This window comes from Pseudomonas sp. Irchel s3h9 (assembly GCF_900187475.1).
In the GTDB taxonomy this organism is placed as follows: Bacteria; Pseudomonadota; Gammaproteobacteria; order Pseudomonadales; family Pseudomonadaceae; genus Aquipseudomonas; species Aquipseudomonas neuropathica.
In genome coordinates this window covers 66,587-87,535 of sequence record NZ_FYDH01000018.1, presented here as the reverse complement: position 1 = coordinate 87,535, position 20,949 = coordinate 66,587, and the positions used below count along the sequence as shown (strand labels likewise).

The following is a 20,949-nucleotide window of genomic DNA, read 5'->3' as shown; positions in this document are numbered from 1 at the left end:
CATGCCTGACCTCCCAGACTTCACCTGTAAAACCGCTTTCGCGTCGGTCGCGGGGCGCTCGCACCTGAAAACTCAAACACCTTGCCAGGACTATGTCGCGGCAAGAGAGTCCAACGGCGTGACCTGCATAGCCCTGGCTGACGGTGCGGGCTCCAGAGCCCGGTCGGACATTGGCGCCCAGGTCGCGGTCACCGCGACACTCGCCTACGTCTGCAAGAATTTTGAAAGCCTTTGGCAAAATATGGAAAAAATCCATGCGAAGGCAGCCCAGCGTCTGGTCAATCGCTGTCTGGACGCATTCAGGCGCAAATCCGCCAAGCACGGCGGCGACATCAACGATCTGGCGTGCACCCTGTCGTTCGTTGCTTACTCGCAGGGTCGCTACATGGCCGGGCACTTGGGCGATGGCGTCATCGCAAGCATTGATTCGGACGGGCAACTCCAGACTCTCTCGCCTCCAGAAAACGGTGAATACGCCAATACCACCTGGTTTCTGACTGACCCTAAAGCGATATCGAAGCTACGGTTGTACCGCGGCCACATCGACACGCCAACCGGCTTTGCGATCATGAGTGACGGCAGCGCAGAAAGCCTTTATCAAAAATCCAGCGGATTACCTGCACCGGCAGTCAAGACACTGCTGGGGTGGAATGCGACGCTGCCTGGGAAAAAATTCAAAGCTGTGCTGAGCGAGAACCTGCAACAGTCCATCGCCAGCAAAACTAGCGATGATTGCGCCTTGGGCCTGATGTCGATTCTTGAACGTGAGGGGTCGATAAACGGCGTGGACGCTGACGAAGCGAAGTAATCGACAACCTCTGGCCCAAGGTTCGCCTTGCGCCAGAGGCATCCAGCTACGGTTACTGCAACACCCCCAATTCTTTCGCCCGGGCCACCGCTTGCGTGCGCCGCTCGACCCCCAACTTGCTGTTTATGTGGCTGGCGTGGGTTTTCACGGTATGCAAAGAGATAAACAACTGTTCGCTGATCTCCTGATTCGAACAGCCTTGGGCGATCAGGCGTAGTACCGCCAGTTCGCGGCTGCTGAGTTGCTCAGCCACTGCGCAATCCACAACCGGGCGAGACGTCGCTGGCGGGAAGTGATCAAGCAGTTGCTGTCCTGTGAGCGCCGGCGAAGTCTGCAATTGGCTTCGCAGCCAATTCTCGTGCCCCTTCATCAAAGCATCGAACGGCTGCAGCACGCCTCCGGCGGCTGCTTCCAGCGCCTGACCCAATGCCTTGCGCGCTTCAGGCTCGCGGCCACCTGCCAGCAACAGCGCCACCTTCTGCGTCAACGCCATCACACTGAGCAACTGCCGGCCGGTTTGCTGGCCGTTTTCATGCAACACGTTCAAACGCCCTTCGGCGAGCATCGGTTGCCCCTGAATAATGTCCAGCAACGCCTGTTGCAGTTCCACATGCAGCGGCAGTTGTGGATGGAACTCCGGCGGCGCAGCGGCGCGTTCGCCGGTGTAGGTCTGGCCCAATCGCGCCAGCCACGCTTCGGCCAGATCAGTACGGCCCTGCGCCAGCCATAGTTCACATTTGACCAGCGTGATCATCGCCAGGTAGTAGATCGGCGGCACGTCCCAGATGTGCATCAGGCGTTCGGCTTCGGCGAGTTCGGCAAAAGCCTTGGCGAATTCGCCACTGCTGCCGTCCAGACGAGCGATGACACAATGGCCGATCAATACGCTGATATCGCGACAGGCTCGTGCCTCGCTGATCCCGGCCAACAACCGCACGCGTGCCGCCTGAGGCTGCAAGCGCATGGCCAACAGAAAACCCTCATACAACGTCAGCCGAGCGCGCACCGCGTACAGACGTTGTGGCGACAAACCACGCAGTCGCTCAAGGCCCTGATGGACTTCATCGAGTGCGCGCAGGATTTCGCCACGCGATTGCAACACCCGTGCACGGTCGTAATGGGCCAAAGCTTCGAACAACGGATTGCCGACCCGCTGCGCCAGCTCCAGGGATTCGCGGTTAAGACCGCGTGCACGCCACAGATCGCCATCGGCAATGGCCAGATTGGACAAGGTCGATAGACACATCAGCCGTTGGCCATAACGTTTGGCCGGCAGGCTTTCCAGGGCCTCGGTGCAATATCTGATCGTCAGCTCACGGTGCCCACGCCCTCGAGCGATAATCCCGCTCAACGCCAGCCATTGCGCCAGCATCGACTTTTGCGCGGTAGCGGAAGGCGCCGGCAGGAAACGGCTCAGATGGCTGGACAACTCTTCGGCGGCATCGAGCTGACAGGCCAGCCCCAGCGCCCAGCTGTACAACACGATCAAGCGCGGGGTGCTGATCAACAGGCTGTCTGGCAGGTCCATTTTCCAGCGCAGCAGCATGCCGACGTTTTGCTCGGCCAGCAGTTGCTCCTCCGAGAGGTTCTGTACCAGATTTGCCGCAACATCCAGGTGACCGGCGCGCAACGCCTGCTCCACGGCTTCATCCAGCAGCCCTTGTGCGTTGAACCAGCGACAGGCACGCAGGTGCAGCGTTGCAGTCGGCACCATCGCCTGAGCAATCGGCCGACTGCGCAACAAATCCGAAAATAAATGGTGATAACGATACCAGTGACCGTGCTCGTCCAGCGGCACCAGAAAGACCTGATGGGCCAACAGGAAACGCAGGATCTCGGCGCTGTCGTGGGCTTCGCGAACGGCGTCGCACAACTCGCTGCAAAAGCGTTCCTGGGGGGCGGTGTCGTACAGAAAGGCTTGCACCTCGGCCGGCAGGCAGTCGATGACCTCTTCCAGCAGATAGTCGCGGATCAGCCCTTCCCCCCCGTTCAACGCTTGCGGTAGCGCCGCATCGCTGCCGGCCTCAGACACCGCGAGCAGCCAGAACCGCAAACCGGCGACCCAGCCTTCGCTGCGTTGGATCAGGTTTTCCAGCGCTTCACCGCGCAGCGAACTGCTGTAGCGATCGAGCAAGGTCAGGGCTTCGTCGTGAGTCAGGCGCAGATCCGCTTCATGTAACTCCAGCAACTGCCGTGACAGACGCAAGCGCGCCAGATGCCAGTCCGGACGCTGGCGACTGGTGACCATCACCAGCAAGCCATCGGGCAAATGGTTGAGGAAAAACTGCAGGCAGCGATCGAGCACCGGGCCTTGCGCAAGATGGTAATCGTCGAGCACCAACAGCAGCGGCGCATCGGGATTGAGGTGCAGGGTCAGTTCATCGAGCAGGCCGTCGAGCCATTCTTCGAAGGCGAAGGGCTGATGGCGTTGGCGCATTTTCAGCAGGCCGAGTGCGCGACTGCCCAGTTGCGGAAAGTAGTCCTGCAAGCCTTCGAGCAGACGTTCGAGAAAGCGCCCCGGGTCGCTGTCGCGAGGACTCAGGCCCAGCCAAAGGCTTTGCCAGTGTGCCGGCAGACTCTGACAGAACTCCACCGCCAGCGAACTCTTGCCAAACCCGGCAGGGGCACTGACCAGCAACAGACGCCCACCGAGCCCGGCCTGCAGGCGCTCGCAAAGGCGTGGTCGCAAGACGTAGCCGTCGGGCAGCGGCGGGCGGAAAAAACGCCCGTCCAGTGCCGCGACGGCAACACTTGCGGGACCCGGAAGTGGGGACAGATCAGTCATGGCCGGCTCTTGTTCGAATTGCTGTTGGCGGCATTGCAGATGTCCGCAGACTAGCCTTAAACGAACCGGTTATGAAGGTTGCTGCTACAAATGGCTACAAAAAGGCTACACGCAAAAAAACGCCCCGAACCAGTCGGGGCGTTTTCACGAGGATGCGGCCTCGGGTTACAGCGGGTTAGCGAACGCCATCCTGACGCAGTGCGGCCGGGGTGAAGTCGCTGGTGGTGGCGGTGAAACCGAAGTCATACGCACTCTTCTCTTCGTTCTTCATGCCCAGTGCCAGATAGCGGCCGGACTGCAAGTCGTAGAGGGTTTCCAGGGCATACCACGGCACTTGCTTGTCGTAGTAGTTCTCGGCATGCGCTTCGGCGACGCGCCACAGTTGGCCGCGACCGTCGTAGTGGTCGATCACCGCTGCTTGCCAGGTGTCTTCATCGATGTAGAAGTCACGTTTGGCGTAGATGTGACGCTGACCTTCTTTCAGGGTGGCAACCACATGCCAGACGCGGCGCAGCTCGTAACGCGCCAGATCCTGGTTGATGTGACCGGCCTTGATGATGTCGGCGTACTTCAGTTTCGGATCGTCGAGCTTGTAGCTGTCGGAGGCGATGTACATCTCTTTCTTGCCTTCGAGCTTCCAGTCGTAGCGATCCGGCGCACCGTTGAACATGTCGAGGTTGTCGGAGGTACGCAGGCCATCCGCCGCAGTACCCGGACCGTCATAGGACACTTGTGGCGCACGACGCACACGACGCTGGCCGGCGTTGTAGACCCACGCCGAACGTGGTTCCTTCACCTGATCGAGAGTTTCGTGCACCAGCAGCACACCACCGGCCAGACGTGCCGGCGCGGTCACTTTCTGCTTGAAGTAGAACAGGATGTTGCCCGGGTTCGCCGGATCGTAGTCCTTCATCTTGTCGCGGAACACGAACTGATCCTGGAAGTACACCAGGCTGTACGAGCCGTTCGGTTGCGGCGTGGCCTGAGTCACCAGACGAGTCACGCTGCCGCCGCGATAGCGGGTGATGTGGTTCCAGATGACTTCCACACCGGTTTTTGGAATCGGGAACGGTACAGCGGTATCGAAGTTTTCCAGACCGTTGCCGCCGGACACCAGGTTGGTGGTGGTGGCGTTTTTCTTGATCGCTGCGAACACGTCATCCGGCACGGTCGCACCACGATGGGACGGGTAGACCGGCATCTTGAAGGTGTCCGGGTAACGCTTGAACATCGCGTACTGACCTGGCGCCAGCTTGTCCTTGTACTTGTCGACATCTTTCGCAGTGATGGTGAACAGCGGTTGCTCACTGGCGTATGGATTGGACAGGAAACCCTTGCTGTCGACCGAGCCGGCATTCTTCGGCAGCGGCTTCCACGCCGGGATCGAACCGTCGGCGTTACCGGCCATTTCCGCGCCCATCGGCGTCAGGCTCTTGCCCAGTTTGTCGGCTTCGGCAGCAGGCACGGCGGCCATGACGCCGGTCGCCAGCAGCGACAGGCCCAGAACACCGGCGTGGAACAGACTCTTTGTTATTTTCATAAATTCGTTCGTCCTGAAATGCAGTGCTTAGAAGTTCACGCCGAAGCTGAGCGCAACAAAGTCGCGGTCATCCACAGTGGTGTACTTGCCGTCGAAGAAGTTGGTGTACGCCAGGCTCGCGGTGTAGGTGTTCTGGTATTCGGCATCGACGCCCAGGCTGACCGCTTTGCGACCTTCCTCGAAGTTGCCGCCAGGGCCTGGCGAGTAACCGCTGACGTCGTGGGACCAGGCCACGTTCGGCTTGAGGTTCACACCGGCGAAGACGTCGTTGTATTCCCAGATGGCGCGACCGCGGTAGCCCCACGACATCGAGGTGGTGAAGCCGTCGTTGTCGCAATTGCGGCTGCGGTTGTTCTGCGGTGAGCCCGGCCCGGCACCATTGATGGTGCTGGCGTTGAGAATATTGGCGCAGGTATTCACACCGCCAGTGGCCGGCAACTCACCCGGGCCGTACACCGGATCGCGGCCATAGCGCTTGTCGGAACGGCTTTCCAGCCCGCCGACGTAGGTCGCGCCGACTTCGCCGACGAGGGTCAGACGGCTGGCGCCCATGACCTGATCGAAGAAGTGCGTGAACGTGGTCTGGATCTGGGTGATTTCCTTGCGCTCGTAACCGTGCAGATCCTGACCCGGCACGCCATTGAGGATCGAAGCGTTGGTCAGTGCCCCGCCGATCGGACGCACACCGGCGAACAGGATGTCGGTGGAGTTCAGTTGTACCGGCGCGTTCGGACGGTAGCTGATCTCACCGCTCCACGCGGTACCGGTAGGCAGGGTGGTGGAGAAGCTCAGACCGTAGAGGCGAATGTCTTCAGGGTACTCAATGAAGTAATTCGAGTTGCCCGCGACCAGCAATGGCGCAAGTGCCGCAAACGGCCCCGGCAGCGCGCGCGCGGTGTTGTAGACCGATTGCGGAGCACCGGTGGCGCTGAAGATCGGCGCACGGCTGTGGTAGTTCATGAAGTAGGCGCCGAACTCGGTGTCCAGCGGTTCGTACATGTACTTGAAGGACGCGCCCCACTGGCCGCTGTCACGGGCATCACGATCCGGACCGCGGCGCACCAGAACGCCTTCTTCGTTGACGTTGACACCGTTGGCCGCCAACGGCCCCAGGGCGATGGCCGGGATTTGCGAACGCTTGTTCAGCACGCGCAGGTTGTCGTTGCAACCGTCGGCAACGATGTCTGGCTGCGAGAAGAACGTGCCGCAGTTATCGACGACGGTCTGGTCCCATTCCAGCTGATAGAACGCTTCGGCCGAAAGGTTTTCGGTCAGGCTCTGGGACACGTAGAACATGTTGACCGGGATCAGGCCTTCCTTGATCTCGGCGCCCGGACGACGGAACGCGGAAACGTCGATCGGGTTGATCGAGTTGATGCCGCCACCGATGAAGGTACTTTCACCCCAGCTCACCACCTGCTTGCCCAAACGCACGGAGCCCGGCTGATCGGCGATCGCGTAGTTGTGGTAGACAAAGGCGTCGAGGATCTGCCCGCCGGACGACTTGGCGCCCTCTTTGCGGCCCGAATCGCTGATGTCCTTGAACTCGCGGCTTTCGTCCTTGAGTTCGAAGTCGTACCAGTATTTGCCACGGACAAACACGCCGGTGTCGCCGTACTTCAGTTCAAGGTCATGAATGCCCTTGAAGATTTTCGAAAAGGTTTCACCGCTCTTGAAGTTGGCGTGACCGTCATCGGACGTTTGCGACAGGCCGTGGCCGCCGTTGTTGACGCCGATGAGGTTCTTGTTCGGGCTCTGAGTAGACCAACTGGCACCGATCGACAGGGATGAGTCGAACTGGCCTTCGATTTCACCGACGTTGAAACTGACGCCGAATGCGGGCCCGGCGAGCGAAGAGGCAAGACTGACTGCCAGAGGCAGTTTCGCCCGGCGCCAGAACTGGTTTACTGAGGTCATCGACGCTACTCCATGTGCATTATTGTTATGGCAGTGAGTACTTTTAAAAACGCCTGAAGGACCGGGTGCCAGAGACAACCCGAAATCACTCCAAAAATGCATCGCCCCGTTTTGTGCGTGTGCCCCGTTCTTAAAAATCCTTGAGCGGACTATAGCCAGCAGGTGGTACTGCTTGATCCCTCTAAAGTGTGATTTGCAGCTGCCAACCACTCTGGAACAGTCCTTTCGCCAGTCCGACGCATGTCGGCACGGCAAGGATGGCTGATTTTTTCGATTTCACAAGCCAAGCGCTTGCTTGGTGGGTCTGGCGCGCCGGTTTCGGCGCGCCAGCAGACACTCAAAGTGTCGAGAGGAAGGTGCTGTTGTTGGCCTGCCATTCGGTGATGTCGAGGCGGATGCGCTTCTTGTCGAGCTTGCCGACACTGGTCTTGGGAATTTCGGTAACAAGGGCGATCTGACTCGGGATCGCCCACTTGCTCAGGTGCCCCAATTCCACGAACGGCTTGAGGTGTTCCTTGAGCTCGCGTGCCCCGATCACATGCCCTTCACGGATTACCAGCAAGGCAAACGGACGCTCGCCCCACTGCGGATCGGCGATGCCCACCACTGCTACTTCGCGTACCGCAACGTGACGGCTGATCAGGTCTTCGAGGTCCAGCGAGGAGATCCATTCGCCGCCGGTCTTGATCACATCCTTGATGCGGTCGCGGATGTCGATCACGCCCATGCTGTCGAGTGTGGCAACGTCGCCGGTGTGCAACCAGCCACCAGCCCAGAGCTCGGCGCCCTTCTGCGGTTCGTTGAAATAGCCTTCGGTGAGCCATGGCGCACGCAGCACCAGTTCGCCCTGGGTCTCGCCGTCGGCCGGGAGAAAGTTACCCTCGGCATCGACAATCGCCGCTTCCACCAGCGGCCCCGGCACGCCGGCCTTGATCCGGTAGGTGGTGCGTTCGTCTTCAGTGCCGGCCATCAACTCATCATTGAGGTGCGCACAGGATACAAGCGGCCCGGTTTCCGACATGCCGTACGCAGCGGTGAGCTGAATACCCCGCGCCTTGGCGGTTTCATACAAGGTGCGATTGAGCGCGCTGCCGCCGATGACAATTTTCCAGCCGCCGAAATCGGTGCCCTGCGCGCCTTTGGCGTTGAGCAGCATTTGCAGGATGGTCGGCACGCAGTGGGAGAAGGTAACCTTCTCCTTGCGCCACAACTCGACGAGAAACTCCGGATCGTAGCGCCCCGGATAAACCTGTTTGAGGCCAAGCATGGTCGCCACATACGGCAGGCCCCAGGCGTGTACATGGAACATCGGTGTGATCGGCATGTACACGTCGTTGGTGCCGAGCAGGCGCACGCTGTCGATCGCGCCCATGATCGTCGACACACCCATGGTGTGGAGGACCAGTTGCCGATGGGTGAAATACACGCCTTTCGGGTTGCCGGTGGTGCCAGTGGTGTAGAAGGTGGTGGCGACCGAGTTTTCGTCGAAGTCCTGGAAGTCGTACTGCGGGCTCGCGGCGGCCAGCAGTTGTTCGTACTCACCGACCAGGTTCGGCAGCTCGGCGGTTTTTTCCGGCAGATCAGTCAGCAGCAGGGTTTTCTCGACCGTGCTCAGGTGCGGTGCGATTGCCTGGTAAAGACCGACGAACTCGCTGTTGACCAGCACAAAGCGGTCCTCGGCGTGGTTCATGGTGTAGAGGATCTGTTCCGGCGACAGGCGCACGTTGATGGTATGAATCACCGCGCCAATCATCGGGATCGCAAACATGCATTCCAGGTAACGATGGCTGTCCCAGTCCATCACCGCCACGGTGTCACCGGCCTTCACACCGGCCGCCGTGAGCACGTTGGCCAACCGCGCCACACGCTCGATCAGGGTCGGGTAGCTATAGCGGATCTGGTCACGGTAAATGATCTCGCGGGTTTTCTCGTAACGGGCGCCGGACATCAGCAGCCGTTTGATCAGCAATGGATACTGGTAGGCCCCATCGGCCGTGGGAATGACGCGAGTCTGCAACATAAGAATCCCTTTTCTGACTGCACGGTGTTGGCGTAGAGATCGGTACTCTAGAACCCTTATACGCCAGCCAAATCAGCCAAAGGAATGATTTGCAAAGCCGTACAAATGCTAGCTTTGCGCCAGCATTTGCCGGTTTTCGCTATTGATCAGGCTGTTTGCCCTACAGCCTCCTCGGAAGGCGTCCGTGGGAATACGACTGCTGCAAGGAAGGTCAAAGCGCCGAAACCCGCAAGAATCAAGTACAGGCCTACAAAACCATGGCGCGGTTCGACATAGGAAATCAGCGGAATCGCCGTCGCACTGGCACCGAACGATAAACAGTAACGCAGGGCGAACACCCGTGATTGCCATTGCGGGGCGACGAAGTTGGCGACCATCGCATCGTTGACGGTGACCTGACCGAAGACCACGAACATGAACGCTGCGCCGAGGGCGATCACCGCCCAGCCGTCGGCATAGGCCAGCGCAAACAGCAGCGGTGCCTGGCACAGCGTCAGGACAATGAACGGCCATTTCAGGCTGAGCCGATGCAACACCCGACCAATGCTCAACTGTGCAACTGCACCAAAGGCATAGGCCAGACTGACCACCACACCAAGGGTTTGCGGCGAGGCAAACAGCTCATGCAAACGCTCCTGAAACAGCTTCGGATAGGTCATGGTGGTGGCGTTGAACACCACGCCGCCAGTGGCCGTCGCCAGCGCCAGCACGCCGAACACCATGAGCATGGAAATACGCTGGCCAGCGGCCCCCTTGAGTGGCGTGTGCGCACGCTTCGGAATCGGCTCTTCACGCACGTGCAAGGCGAAGCCAACCCCCAGCACAATCGCCACTGCGCCCGGTATCAGAAACGCCGAGCGCCAGCCGAATTGCGCCACCAGCAAACCGGTGATCAGCGCCGAAAACGCCACACCCAGATTCCCCCACATACCGTTGATGCCGATTTCCCGGCCGCGATTTTGTGCATAAGCGACCAACATCGCCGTGCCGACCGGGTGATAAATCGCCGCAAAAATACCGATCAGGGTCAGACCGATCACCAGCATGGCCGGGCTGCTGCTCAGGCCAGCGAAAATCGCTGAAGCGCCGATGCCGAAGAAAAATACCAGCATCATCTGCCGCCGACTCCAGTGATCGCCCAGCCAACCAGCGGGTAGCGAACACGCGCCGAAGGCAATGAAGCCGCCCAGTGACAGGCCGATTAGCGTGGCGTAGTCGAGACCGAAGGCTTGCGTCATACCGAGCACGGCGGCGGGAAATATCAGCATGAACATGTGATCGATCACATGGGCGGCGTTGATATAGCGAATGACGTTTCTGGATTGATTCATGGCGGCACGCTTTACGTTGTTGTGTGGCGCTATGCTAAGTTGGCCACAAAGCGCATTCCTGCCAGACAAGTCATCGAATCAGACATGTTGATCAGCCATTTCGAACACGGCCCGGTGAGCGCCTACCCCCGGGATTATCTGGATGGCGCGCACCAGCCGCTGCACCTGCATCGTGAGGCGCAGTTGTTGTATGCCGTCAGCGGGATCATGCGCGTGGTCACGGACTCGGGTGCATGGGTGATTCCGCCAAGTCGCGCGGTGTGGATTCCGCCAGAAGTGGCGCACGAGATTTTCATGAGCGGCGACGTGCAGATGCGCTCCCTGTTCATCGCCCCAGAACTGTCACCCGCCAGCCTGCAACAGTGCTGCGTATTGGCGGTGACGCCGCTGCTGCGCGAGCTGATCCTGCGTGCCGTGCAAGGGCCGCCGCATGCCGACAATCCGCTGATTCAGCAGTTGATGCTGGAAGAGCTCGCCGGTCTGGAAAACCTGCCGCTGCACATTCCGATGCCAACCGACCGGCGTCTGCAAAACATTTGTCTGGCACTGCTGCACACCCCCGATCACACCAATACGCTGGAAGACTGGGCGCAGCAGGTCGGCGCCAGCTCACGCACGCTGTCGCGGCTGTTTCAGCAACAAGTGCAGATGAGTTTCAACGCCTGGCGTCAGCAACTGCGCCTGATGGAAGCCCTGCCGCGCCTGCTCGCTGGGGACAGCGTGCAGCGTGTGGCGCAGGACTTGGGTTACGGCAGCGCACGGGCGTTCAGCGCGATGTTTCGCCGTTTGCTGGGAGAGAATCCCCGCGACTACCTGAACACCCTGAGCAAACTCAGCGAACTTGTGTAAGGCCCTTTGGGAGCGAGCCTGCTCGCGAAAGCGGTCTTTCAGCCACCAATAATGTCGACTGACCCAACGCCTTCGCGAGCAGCCTCGCTCCCACAGATTTAAGTCGCGGTTCTGAGATCAGTGCATCTCGGTGAACGCGATTTTCACGCCGAGAGCGATCAGCACCGCGCCCATGGTGCGGTCGAACCAGTGGCCCATGCGGGCAAAACCGGCACGCACCCGCTGCTGACTAAACAACATCGCCACCAGACAGAACCAAAACGCAGTCGCGACCGCCAGGTAAATCCCGTAACCGGCCTGCACCGCCAGTGGCGTGTGCGGGTTGATCACCACGGTGAATAGCGACAGGAAGAACAGCGTGGCTTTCGGATTCAGACCATTGGTCACGAAGCCTGACGTGAACGCGCCGCGCGCCGTGCGTACGCCGGCCTCTTTGTGCAAGTCATCGGCCACGGCTTTCGCTGGTTGCGCGCGCAATGCCTTGAAGCCGATGTACAGCAAGTAAGCCGCCGCCGCCCATTTCAACGCGTTGAACAACACGATCGATTGCGACACGATCAGGCCGATACCGAGCAGCGAATAACCAACGTGCAGGAAAATCGCCGTGCCCACGCCCAGCGCGGTCCAGGTGCCGGCGCGGCGACCGTGGGTCACGCTCTCGCGCACCACCACGGCGAAGTCCGGGCCGGGGCTGGCGACGGCCAGCAAGTGGATCAGTGCAACGGTCAAGAACTCGGTCCAGTACATGGGGGCTCCTTTCGGCCAAGCGTATCAATTTGTTTCATCTGGTAGGCTCGGCAGATTACGCCCTACGCTCACAGCACGAAAGGTACAGTTGATGACCAACACGCACCGCGCGGTATTCCTTGATCACCCTTCGCTGGATCTCGGCGACCTCGACCTCAGTCCGCTGCGTGAGTGTTTCAGCGATCTGCAGCTTTTCGCCCAGACCTTGCCCGAGCAGGTTGCCGAGCGCCTGCAAGGGGCGACGGTGGCGATCACCAACAAGATCATGATCAACGCTGCCGCCATGGCCGCCAACCCCGCTCTGAAACTGATCCTGATCACCGCCACGGGCACCAACAACGTCGACCTCGTCGCCGCTCGTGCTCAGGGCATCACCGTGTGCAACTGCCAGGGTTACGGCACGCCGTCGGTGGCGCAACACACGATCATGCTGTTGCTCAACCTCGCCACGCGTCTGGCCGATTATCAAAAAGCCGTTGGCGAAGGTCGCTGGCAGCAAGCCAAACAGTTCTGCCTGCTCGACTATCCGATTGTCGAGCTGGAAGGCAAAACCCTCGGCCTGCTCGGTCATGGCGAACTCGGCGGCGCTGTGGCGCGATTGGCCGAAGCGTTCGGCATGCGCGTGTTGCTCGGGCAGATTCCCGGGCGCCCTGCTCGTCCGGATCGTTTGCCGCTGGATGAACTGTTGCCGCAGATCGACGCCCTCACCCTGCACTGCCCGCTGAACGAACACACTCGCCATTTCATCGGTGCTCGCGAGTTGGCGTCGATGAAGCCCGGTGCGTTCGTGGTAAACACCGCGCGTGGCGGTCTGATCGATGAACAGGCGCTGGCCGAAGCCCTGCGCAATGGTCACCTTGGCGGCGCGGCCACCGATGTGTTGAGTGTAGAGCCGCCGACCCAAGGCAATCCGTTGCTCGCGGCGGACATCCCACGCCTGATCGTTACGCCACACAACGCCTGGGGCAGCCGCGAGGCTCGGCAGCGCATCGTCGGCCAATTGACCGAAAACGCTCAGGCGTTCTTCAGCGGTAAGGCGCTGCGGGTCGTCAGTTGATAAACTGCGGCACTTTTTTTTGAGGAGCAGTTATGGATCCGCGCAGTGAAGTACTGCTTCGTCAGCCCGAGTTATTTCAAGGTTCGCTGTTGTTGGCCGGTTTGCCTGCCGACGATTTGCTCGGGCGCCTGCCCAACGCATTTGGCTGGTGCTGGCATGCCGGCGACCAGGCCGCGCTGGACGCACGCTTTGAAGGCCGTAGCCATTTTGGCGTGAACATACCCGAGCGAGAATTCGACAGCGCCGTGGTGTTTCTGCCCAAGTCCAAAGACCTCACCGACTACATCCTCAACGCCCTGGCTTCGCGTCTGGCCGGGCGTGAAGTATTTCTGGTCGGGGAAAAGCGCAGCGGCATCGAAGGCGCATCCAAGCAGCTCAACCCGTTCGGCAAGCCGCGCAAACTCGACAGCGCGCGTCATTGCCAGCTCTGGCAAGTCACCGTGGCTAACGCCCCTGAAGTGAAATCCCTGGAAAGCCTGGCGCAGACCTATGAATTGCCTTTGGCCGAGGGTCCGCTGAAAGTTATCAGCCTGCCGGGCGTGTTCAGCCACGGTCGCCTGGATCGCGGCAGCGCCCTGCTGCTGGAGCATCTGGACAAATTGCCGAGCGGCCATCTGCTCGACTTCGGTTGCGGTGCCGGTGTTCTGGGCGCTGCGGTCAAGCGTCGCTACCCACACAATCAGGTGACCCTGCTTGATGTCGATGCGTTCGCCGCCGCCAGCAGTCGCCTGACATTGGCGGCCAATGGTCTGGAAGCTGAAGTGCTGACTGGCGACGGTATCGATGCCGCGCCGATGGGTTTGAGTGCGATTCTGAGCAATCCACCGTTCCATGTCGGCGTGCACACCGATTATTTCGCAACCGAGAACTTGCTGCGAAAAGCGGCCAAACACCTGAAAAATGGCGGCGAACTGCGCTTGGTGGCGAACAGCTTCCTCAAGTATCAACCGCTGATCGAAGAGCATCTGGGCGTCTGTGCAATCAAGGCCGAAGGCAATGGTTTCCGGATTTACCGGGCCAAGCGCGGCTGAAAATTTGTTCTTGCTCAATCGGATTTGCGAAGGCAGAATCCGCTCCGTCCTAGGGGAGTAGTCTCCCACGAGCGCCAAGCTCGTCCGGCATACGTCAACATACTTGATCCTCAGATCATGGCGTATGCGACCCAAGCGTCCGCAGCAGACGGATCGCAGGGTTTGACAAGACCTATGACACGCACACCTTACCCGGGGCGGGAAGGCTGTACGTGTCATAGCCGTGTCGACCCGCCCCTTAGGAAATCCTGATGCTGGACTCGTTACTCGTTCCCACCGCAATCGTTGCCTTGGCCGAAATCGGCGACAAGACGCAACTGCTCGCGCTGATTCTCGCCGCTCGCTTCCGCAAACCCTGGCCGATCATTGCCGGTATTGTCGCCGCGACCCTGGCCAACCACGCAGCAGCCGGTGCGGTAGGCGCCTGGTTTGGCAGCTTCTTCTCGAATGCCACGCTGCACTGGATTCTCGCCGCAAGCTTTACGGCCACTGCGCTGTGGACACTGGTCCCGGACAAAATGGATGACGATGAAACCAGCACCGCACGCAAGTTCGGGCCGTTCTTGACCACGCTGATTGCGTTTTTCCTCGCAGAAATGGGTGACAAGACTCAGGTCGCGACGGTGATGCTCGCCGCGCAATATCCGGAACTGTGGCTGGTGATTATCGGTACCACGGCGGGCATGTTGATTGCCAACGTGCCGGTGGTGCTGGCAGGTAACTTCGCCGCAGACAAACTGCCACTGACCTTGATCCGTCGCCTCGCCGCTTCGGCATTCATGATTTTGGCGATTGTTGCGGTGTACAAGGCGATGCAGAGCAGTGGCTGGGTTTAATCCTCAGTGAAGGATCGTTCCCACGCTCTGCGTGGGAATGCAGCCGGGGACGCTCTGCGTCCCGCTTGGAACGCGGAGCGTCCCTTGAGGCATTCCCACGCAGAGCGTGGGAACGATCACCGACTCAGGATTTAGGAGCTTTTTCGTACAACGGCATAACCTTCGGAATTGCCGCCTGCAACGAGGCAATCCGGCTGGTCGAAGCCGGGTGAGTGCTCATGAACTCCGGCGGCGAACCTTCCGATGCCTTGCTCATCTTGTTCCACAAAGTGATCGCGGCGTTCGGGTTGTAACCGGCGCGTGCGGCCAGTTCCAGACCGATCAGGTCGGCTTCGTTTTCGTTGGCACGGCTGTTCGGCAGGGTCATGCCGTAGTTGGCCACGGTGTCGGCCAGCGCCAGACTGTCCTGACCCAGACCGAGCAATGCACCTGCGCCCTGCTTGGCCATTTCAATCCCGTACGCCTTGGACATCGCTTCACGACCGTGTTCGCGCAGGGCATGCGCGATTTCATGGCCCATGACCGCAGCGATTTCATCGTCGGTGAGTTTCAGGCTGTCGATCAGCCCGGTATAGAAAATGATCTTGCCGCCAGGACCGCAGTTGGCGTTGAGCTCATCGCTCTTGATCAGATTGACTTCCCACTGCCATTGCGCCGCGTCCGGACGGAAGTTCGGCGCCTGGGCAATCAGACGGTTGGCAATCGCCTGAACCCGCTTGGCCTCGGGACTGGTCTTGTCCAGCACACCTTTGCTGGACGCCTCGCCGACGGTCTTCTGATACGACTGCGCATACATCTGGTCGACCTCTTGCGAGGACAGCATGCTGAACATGTACTGCTTGCGCTCCACACCCACGGCGCCGCCGCTGGTGGTGTTGACCGACTGACAACCGACCAGCAACAGCGCTGCGCTCAGTGCACTTACAACCAATGTCTTGTTCATTCAAAAGCTCCCTGAAAACCTGCGCGTATCCTAGGCGGGTAATTGTATCGACGCCAGATACAACGGACGTGTTGCAGCGACTTTCAGACGTTTCCCACCAGAGCTGTCGCAAAAAATTCACAGCGACCGCCAAGTCCCGTGCAACTGCGTCGCGCACTGATCCATTTGCGACATTAGCTTTCAATTGCTCCGGCTCGCACTCATGGCCCAATGCCCGCTGCCGATACATCAGCGCAGACGTCCTCTTGCGTGCGGAGCTCCCATGAAGTTCAAGTCGATCCAGTTTTCCGTCGCCGCCCTGGCCGGCGCCATCGTGCTCAGTGTGGTCGCCGCACTGGTGCTGTATGCGCTGTTCTCCGGTGCGCGCACGCAAGAGATGGTGCAACAACGCACCCAGGCGCAGTTCGAGCAAGTCATCGAACAGCGCCTGACCTCGCTGGCGCAAACCCAGGTCAGCCAGATCCAGCGCGAGCTCGAGGCGCCGCTGCTGATTGCCGGCGGCCTGGTGCGAGTCAACGCCCTGCTCGGCACGCCGGGCGCCGATGGCCAGCCACGCCTGAGCGTCAGCCGCGAGCAACTGATCAGCCTGATCAAAGAAAACGTCGAGAAGAACCCGAAGATTCTCGGCACTTACATCGGCTGGGAAAAGAACGCCCTGGACCACAATGACGCGGCCTACGTCGGCACCAGCGTCGTTGGCATCGATGCCGCCAACGGGCGCTTCCTGCCGTGGTGGTTCCGCAACGATGACGGCACCCTCGGCCTGGACAAACTGGTCGACGTCGACGACCAGAAAACCCTGTCCACCGGCGTGCGCGCCAGCGAGTACTACTTGTGCTCGAAGGAAACGAAGAAAGCCTGCGTGATCGATCCGGCGCCGTACAAGGTCGGCGACAAGATCGTCATGCTCGCCTCCTTTATCGAGCCGATCATGCTTAACGGTGCCTTCCAGGGCATTGTCGGCGCCGACCTGTCGGTGAACTTCATTCAGGAAATGCTCCTCGGCGCCAACCAAAAGCTGTACAGCGGCGCCGGGCAAATGGCCCTGATCGGCGGCAACGGCCGGATCGTCGCGTACACCCAAGACCCGAGCAAATTCGGCGAGAAAGTCAGCGACATCCTCGACGCCGGGCAGACCGCCAACCTGGCCAATCTCAAACGCGGCGAAGTGACTTACTCGGTCAACAAGGACAAGGGCCGCATCGAGTTGTACCTGCCGTTCGGCATCGGTCAGACCGACGCGAGCTGGACGCTGATGCTGCAACTGCCGCTCAACGCCGTGATGGCGGATCTGCAAAAACTGCAGGCCGACCTCGATGCTCAACGCAAATCCGACACCTTCGGCATGGCCATGGTCGGTCTGCTGATCGCCGGCCTCGGCCTGCTGGTGATCTGGCTGGTCGGCCACGGCATCGCCCGACCGCTGAAACAGATGGTCGCGATGCTCAATGACATCGCTCAGGGTGAAGGTGATCTGACCCGACGCTTGAGCAGCGATCGCAGTGATGAACTGGGCTCGATCGCCAAGGGCTTCAACACCTTTTTGGCCAAGTTGCAGGCGATGATCACGCAGGTGGTGACGTCGGTACAGAGCGTCAGCGATTCCTCGGAACACACCGCTGACATCGCCATTCGCACCAACATCGGCATTCAAAAACAAATGGCCGAGATCGATCAGGTCGCCACGGCGGTGCAGGAAATGACCGCCACCGCGCAGGATGTCGCGCGGAACGCGACGCAGGCGGCACAAGCGGCCAGTCATGCCGACCAGGCCGCCAGCCAGGGCATGCAGATTGTCCGCGATACGTCCAATTCGATTGGCGTATTGGCAGTGGAAATCGGCAAAGCGGTGGATGTGGTACAGACCCTGGCCAAGGACAGCGAGAACATCAACGCCATTCTCACCGCCATTCGCGGCATCGCCGAGCAGACCAACCTGCTGGCCCTGAACGCGGCGATCGAGGCGGCGCGTGCCGGTGAACAGGGTCGTGGGTTTGCCGTGGTGGCCGACGAGGTGCGCAATCTGGCGCAGAAAACCCAGAAAGCCACTGAAGAAATCCAGAGCATGATCCAGCAACTGCAACAAGGCACCCGCGATGTCGTGCGGGTCATGGAAGACAGCCAGAACCGCACCGATGAAAGCGTGCAGCATGCGGCGAAAGCGGCTGAGGCGCTGGAAACGATCACCCAGGCGGTTTCGGTGATCAACGACATGAACACGCAGATTGCCAGTGCGGCGGAAGAGCAGAGTGCGGTGGCCGATGACATCAACCGCAATGTGATCAACATCGGGCAAGTGGCCAATGAAGTGGCGGGGGGCGCGGATGAGTCGAGTTCGGCAAGTGCCGATTTGACCAAACTGGCAGAGCAGCAGCGGCGGTTGATCAATCAGTTCAAGGTCTGAAAAGCGAAAAGCCCCTCACCCCAGCCCTCTCCCGGAGGGAGAGGGGGCCGACCGAGTTGTCTCCCGTCATACATCGACCTGAAAAATCGTGGCGATTATGGATTCGGTGAAAAGCTTTCAAGTCGGTGTGTTTCGTCAATATCCCGCGGTCAGTCCCCTCTCCCTCTGGGAGAGGGCTAGGGTGAGGGGCTTTTGATCTGCAGGCTTTAGCCCGGGGTCAAACACTCCGGCCCGTTGAGCTTCGGATCATTGATCAGATTCGCCAACACCCGCTCACGCAGCGCCGCGGGTTCACTGGCCAGCAACCCCTGCAACACATGCAACGGCGTCTCGGGATCGAGCCACGCCGCCTGCCCCGCCTCATCGAGAATCAACGGCCGGCGCTGACTCGACGCCGGCTGAGTAATCACCGCCGTACTCAACCACACCTGTTCCTGCACCGGATAAGCCTCCCAGATCGCCGCGAAAAACAGCGAAGAACCCTCCCCCGGCGTCAGCCAGAACGGCCGCTTGCGCTGGGTCCCGCGCCATTCGTAAAAACCATTCGCCGGTAGCAGGCAACGACGCTGGCGCAGCGCCTCACGAAACATCGGCTGCTCAGCCACGGTTTCCGCCCGGGCATGTGCCGGGGTTTTCGACAGATCGGTCAGCCACGGCGGCGTTAATCCCCAACGGGCGCGGGCCAGGCTGCGCTGGCCATCTTCACTGGCACGCAGCATCAGCACCGAATCATTGGGGGAAATGTTCCACTGCGCCTGCTGATCGGCGGGAAAACCAGGCAGGGCCGCGAAGTCGCGGTTCCAGCGAAACAGGGCATAACGTCCACACATGGGGCAACACGACTCTGAAGTAATACGAAGCTCAGCCTAACAGACCAGCGTCCCGGGGAAGCTCTCCGGTTCATCGCCGGGCAGCGGCAGCGCGGCATTGTACGCGGTGATCAGCTCACGGGCGTATTCGGCCTGATCGTTATCCACAGATAAGCCCAACAGACCGAAGATCGGCAGCTCGCCCGTTCCACCGAGCAAATCGCGGCCAATCAAATGCGCCTCGATGCCTTCGCTGGCGAGCATGCCCTTGAGCATTTCACCTTCCATCAGATTTTCCGGCTCGTAGATTCGCTGCATGGGCGCCCCTTATTCGTTCTCACTGAAAACTTCCAGAAACCAGTCCTCTCCATGGACCTGCAATACGAACGTTATTGGCCGACAACACACCTGACAGTCCTCGATATAGGTCTGATCGCCGGCGGACAAGTCCACCGACGTCTCAACAAGCTCCCCACAATAAGGACATTCGTATTCAGCGGTTTCCAGCATCGCGGTCTCCCAAGTGACTTGTGCGTATAATCGCCGGTCTATTTGCAGGGCTATTTTTGTCTGGCTACTTTTTCAGACCGTGCCCCGCGGGTTTTCGATCAAAACCTTTACTTACCCTAGCCGTTTCCAACAAGAGAGCATGATGGGCGAATTCGATGCCATCCGACCTTACGACGACAGCGAAGTACCTGTGGTACTGGCAAGACTGCTCGGCGACAAGGCGTTTCTAGATATCCTCACCCACTTCCGCTTCCCGCGTTTTGCCGGTGCCTTCGGCTGGATACTCAAACCACTTATAGCCCATCGGCTGCGTCGTGAGTTCGCCGACGTGACTTCGGTGGCGACGTTGCAGGACAAGGTCGAGTCCTACGTCGACCACACCATCGAGCGCGCCACCGACGGCGTGACCTACACCGGTGTCGAGCAATTCAAGTCCGGCAGCGCTTATCTGTTCATCGCCAACCACCGCGACATCGTGATGGACCCGGCCTTCGTCAACTACGCCGTGTACCACGCCGGCCTGCCGACGCCGCGCATCGCGATCGGCGACAACCTGCTGCAGAAGCCGTTTGTCAGCGATCTGATGCGTCTGAACAAGAGCTTCATCGTCCACCGTTCGATCACCGGCCGTCGCGAGAAAATGGCTGCTTATCAGTTGCTGTCGGCGTACATCAACCACTCGATCCGCAACGATTGCGCGTCGATCTGGATCGCTCAGGCTGAAGGCCGGGCGAAGGACGGCGACGACCGCACCGAGTCGGCGATCCTCAAGATGTTCCACATGAGCCGCAAGGACGAGCCGTTCGGCGAAGTCATCCGCTCGCTGAACGTTACCCCGGTGTCGATCAGCTACGAATATGACCCGTGCGACCAGGCCAAGGCTCGCGAGTTGTACATCCGCGCCACCACCGGCACTTACGCGAAAGCGCCGGGCGAAGATGACGTGAGCATCGCCAAAGGCATCACTGGCTACAAGGGCCGGGTGCACGTGAACTTTGCCGCGCCGATTACCGAGCTGTTCGAAGACACCAAGCAATTGGCGATCGAGATGGACAAACAAATTCTCGGTGGCTACCGGTTGTTCCCGGTGCACTACCTGGCGTACGCCCAGTGGGCCGATGCCGATCCGCAGTTGAATGTGCCGAAAGCTGCCGAGGTGTTCCCGGCGGATGAGCTGGCCAAGGCGCAGCAAGAGTGGCAGGAACGCTTGGATGCGTGCCCTGAGGAGCATCGTCCGTATCTGGTGCTGCAATATGCGACGCCGGTGCGTAATCAATACCGGGTCAAGGCTGGGTTGCCGTTGTAAAGCAACGGCAAGATCAAAAGATCGCCGCCTGCGGCAGCTCCTACAGGGGATTCGTG

Annotated in this window: 17 protein-coding genes, 1 pseudogene and 1 riboswitch; of the genes and pseudogenes, 8 read left to right on the top strand and 10 right to left on the bottom strand. The window is 60.1% G+C overall.

Annotated elements, in window-relative coordinates; all coding sequences use genetic code 11:
- The first annotated feature begins 1 nt into the window (after position 1).
- Positions 2-808 (top strand): PP2C family serine/threonine-protein phosphatase, encoded by an 807-nt coding sequence (locus CKW26_RS25635; RefSeq protein ID WP_095050637.1) that lies wholly within the window; start codon positions 2-4, stop codon positions 806-808.
- 52 nt (positions 809-860) lie between these two features.
- On the opposite strand, the gene CKW26_RS25630 is transcribed toward CKW26_RS25635, so the two are convergent.
- The 5 genes from CKW26_RS25630 to CKW26_RS25610 all read right to left on the bottom strand — a co-directional run bounded on the left by CKW26_RS25630 (position 861) and on the right by CKW26_RS25610 (position 10,401).
- Entirely contained in the window at positions 861-3,593 is a 2,733-nt protein-coding gene (locus CKW26_RS25630) for a LuxR C-terminal-related transcriptional regulator (protein WP_095050636.1), read from the bottom strand.
- Positions 3,594-3,768: 175 nt separating this feature from the next.
- Positions 3,769-5,133 (bottom strand): DUF1329 domain-containing protein, encoded by a 1,365-nt coding sequence (locus tag CKW26_RS25625; RefSeq protein WP_095050635.1) that lies wholly within the window; start codon positions 5,131-5,133, stop codon positions 3,769-3,771.
- 27 nt (positions 5,134-5,160) lie between these two features.
- Complete coding sequence (locus tag CKW26_RS25620) at positions 5,161-7,050, bottom strand: DUF1302 domain-containing protein (protein ID WP_016985157.1); 1,890 nt, start codon at positions 7,048-7,050, stop codon at positions 5,161-5,163.
- Between the two features lie 337 nt (positions 7,051-7,387).
- Positions 7,388-9,070: a fatty acid--CoA ligase gene (locus CKW26_RS25615; protein ID WP_095050634.1), complete on the bottom strand. Its 1,683-nt coding sequence runs from the start codon at positions 9,068-9,070 to the stop codon at positions 7,388-7,390.
- Between the two features lie 146 nt (positions 9,071-9,216).
- Positions 9,217-10,401 carry an MFS transporter gene (locus tag CKW26_RS25610; protein WP_095050633.1) on the bottom strand — a complete coding sequence of 395 codons (1,185 nt, stop codon included), beginning with the start codon at positions 10,399-10,401 and terminating at the stop codon, positions 9,217-9,219.
- An 84-nt stretch (positions 10,402-10,485) separates the two neighbouring features.
- Here CKW26_RS25610 and CKW26_RS25605 point away from each other — a divergent pair, with 84 nt between their 5' ends.
- A complete protein-coding gene (locus CKW26_RS25605) occupies positions 10,486-11,250 on the top strand; it encodes a helix-turn-helix domain-containing protein (protein WP_095050632.1) in 765 nt (254 codons plus the stop codon).
- Between the two features lie 117 nt (positions 11,251-11,367).
- Here CKW26_RS25605 and CKW26_RS25600 read toward each other — a convergent pair whose 3' ends face one another.
- Positions 11,368-11,997 (bottom strand): LysE family translocator, encoded by a 630-nt coding sequence (locus CKW26_RS25600; RefSeq protein ID WP_093441294.1) that lies wholly within the window; start codon positions 11,995-11,997, stop codon positions 11,368-11,370.
- Between the two features lie 91 nt (positions 11,998-12,088).
- On the opposite strand from CKW26_RS25600, the gene CKW26_RS25595 reads away from it, so the two are divergent.
- From CKW26_RS25595 to CKW26_RS25585, 3 genes are all read left to right on the top strand, one after another.
- The gene (locus CKW26_RS25595; protein WP_095050631.1) at positions 12,089-13,054 is read left to right on the top strand and encodes a 2-hydroxyacid dehydrogenase; all 966 of its coding nucleotides are present in this window, start codon (positions 12,089-12,091) and stop codon (positions 13,052-13,054) included.
- A gap of 32 nt (positions 13,055-13,086) precedes the next feature.
- A complete protein-coding gene (locus CKW26_RS25590; protein ID WP_095050630.1) occupies positions 13,087-14,085 on the top strand; it encodes a class I SAM-dependent methyltransferase in 999 nt (332 codons plus the stop codon).
- Positions 14,086-14,125: 40 nt separating this feature from the next.
- Positions 14,126-14,248, top strand: a riboswitch (yybP-ykoY riboswitch).
- An 88-nt stretch (positions 14,249-14,336) separates the two neighbouring features.
- The gene (locus CKW26_RS25585; protein WP_077574495.1) at positions 14,337-14,921 is read left to right on the top strand and encodes a TMEM165/GDT1 family protein; all 585 of its coding nucleotides are present in this window, start codon (positions 14,337-14,339) and stop codon (positions 14,919-14,921) included.
- Between the two features lie 124 nt (positions 14,922-15,045).
- Here CKW26_RS25585 and CKW26_RS25580 read toward each other — a convergent pair whose 3' ends face one another.
- A complete protein-coding gene (locus CKW26_RS25580; protein ID WP_095050629.1) occupies positions 15,046-15,864 on the bottom strand; it encodes a M48 family metallopeptidase in 819 nt (272 codons plus the stop codon).
- A 202-nt stretch (positions 15,865-16,066) separates the two neighbouring features.
- On the opposite strand from CKW26_RS25580, the pseudogene CKW26_RS30585 reads away from it, so the two are divergent.
- Both CKW26_RS30585 and CKW26_RS30580 read left to right on the top strand, forming a co-directional pair.
- Positions 16,067-17,413, top strand: a pseudogene (locus CKW26_RS30585) (HAMP domain-containing protein); the annotation flags it as partial.
- A gap of 12 nt (positions 17,414-17,425) precedes the next feature.
- Positions 17,426-18,268: a methyl-accepting chemotaxis protein gene (locus CKW26_RS30580; protein ID WP_371850969.1), complete on the top strand. Its 843-nt coding sequence runs from the start codon at positions 17,426-17,428 to the stop codon at positions 18,266-18,268.
- Between the two features lie 206 nt (positions 18,269-18,474).
- Here the strand turns inward: CKW26_RS30580 and CKW26_RS25570 are convergent, their stop codons facing one another.
- Genes CKW26_RS25570 through CKW26_RS25560 form a run of 3 tightly spaced genes read right to left on the bottom strand, consistent with a single transcriptional unit; the run spans position 18,475 to position 19,587 of the window.
- A complete protein-coding gene (locus tag CKW26_RS25570) occupies positions 18,475-19,098 on the bottom strand; it encodes an SOS response-associated peptidase (protein WP_095050627.1) in 624 nt (207 codons plus the stop codon).
- Between the two features lie 36 nt (positions 19,099-19,134).
- Entirely contained in the window at positions 19,135-19,395 is a 261-nt protein-coding gene (locus CKW26_RS25565; protein ID WP_007912819.1) for a putative signal transducing protein, read from the bottom strand.
- A 9-nt stretch (positions 19,396-19,404) separates the two neighbouring features.
- On the bottom strand, positions 19,405-19,587 hold the full coding sequence (locus CKW26_RS25560) for a CPXCG motif-containing cysteine-rich protein (protein WP_095050626.1): 183 nt from the start codon (positions 19,585-19,587) through the stop codon (positions 19,405-19,407).
- A 142-nt stretch (positions 19,588-19,729) separates the two neighbouring features.
- On the opposite strand from CKW26_RS25560, the gene CKW26_RS25555 reads away from it, so the two are divergent.
- Positions 19,730-20,893, top strand: a complete 1,164-nt coding sequence (locus CKW26_RS25555) for a 1-acyl-sn-glycerol-3-phosphate acyltransferase (protein WP_177409288.1) — start codon at positions 19,730-19,732, stop codon at positions 20,891-20,893.
- The last annotated feature ends 56 nt before the right edge of the window (positions 20,894-20,949 follow it).

Excerpts from the sequence above, each read along its gene's own strand:
- CKW26_RS25620 (WP_016985157.1), bottom strand. The coding sequence starts at position 7,050 with ATGACCTCAGTAAACCAGTTCTGGCGCCGGGCGAAACTGCCTCTGGCA.
- CKW26_RS25570 (WP_095050627.1), bottom strand. The coding sequence starts at position 19,098 with ATGTGTGGACGTTATGCCCTGTTTCGCTGGAACCGCGACTTCGCGGCC.
- CKW26_RS30580 (WP_371850969.1), top strand. The coding sequence starts at position 17,426 with ATGATCACGCAGGTGGTGACGTCGGTACAGAGCGTCAGCGATTCCTCG.
- CKW26_RS25565 (WP_007912819.1), bottom strand. The coding sequence starts at position 19,395 with ATGCAGCGAATCTACGAGCCGGAAAATCTGATGGAAGGTGAAATGCTC.
- CKW26_RS25610 (WP_095050633.1), bottom strand. The coding sequence starts at position 10,401 with ATGAATCAATCCAGAAACGTCATTCGCTATATCAACGCCGCCCATGTG.
- CKW26_RS25560 (WP_095050626.1), bottom strand. The coding sequence starts at position 19,587 with ATGCTGGAAACCGCTGAATACGAATGTCCTTATTGTGGGGAGCTTGTT.
- CKW26_RS25600 (WP_093441294.1), bottom strand. The coding sequence starts at position 11,997 with ATGTACTGGACCGAGTTCTTGACCGTTGCACTGATCCACTTGCTGGCC.
- CKW26_RS25615 (WP_095050634.1), bottom strand. The coding sequence starts at position 9,070 with ATGTTGCAGACTCGCGTCATTCCCACGGCCGATGGGGCCTACCAGTAT.
- CKW26_RS25630 (WP_095050636.1), bottom strand. The coding sequence starts at position 3,593 with ATGACTGATCTGTCCCCACTTCCGGGTCCCGCAAGTGTTGCCGTCGCG.
- CKW26_RS25635 (WP_095050637.1), top strand. The coding sequence starts at position 2 with ATGCCTGACCTCCCAGACTTCACCTGTAAAACCGCTTTCGCGTCGGTC.
- CKW26_RS25590 (WP_095050630.1), top strand. The coding sequence starts at position 13,087 with ATGGATCCGCGCAGTGAAGTACTGCTTCGTCAGCCCGAGTTATTTCAA.
- CKW26_RS25580 (WP_095050629.1), bottom strand. The coding sequence starts at position 15,864 with ATGAACAAGACATTGGTTGTAAGTGCACTGAGCGCAGCGCTGTTGCTG.
- CKW26_RS25555 (WP_177409288.1), top strand. The coding sequence starts at position 19,730 with ATGGGCGAATTCGATGCCATCCGACCTTACGACGACAGCGAAGTACCT.
- CKW26_RS25625 (WP_095050635.1), bottom strand. The coding sequence starts at position 5,133 with ATGAAAATAACAAAGAGTCTGTTCCACGCCGGTGTTCTGGGCCTGTCG.
- CKW26_RS25605 (WP_095050632.1), top strand. The coding sequence starts at position 10,486 with ATGTTGATCAGCCATTTCGAACACGGCCCGGTGAGCGCCTACCCCCGG.
- CKW26_RS25585 (WP_077574495.1), top strand. The coding sequence starts at position 14,337 with ATGCTGGACTCGTTACTCGTTCCCACCGCAATCGTTGCCTTGGCCGAA.
- CKW26_RS25595 (WP_095050631.1), top strand. The coding sequence starts at position 12,089 with ATGACCAACACGCACCGCGCGGTATTCCTTGATCACCCTTCGCTGGAT.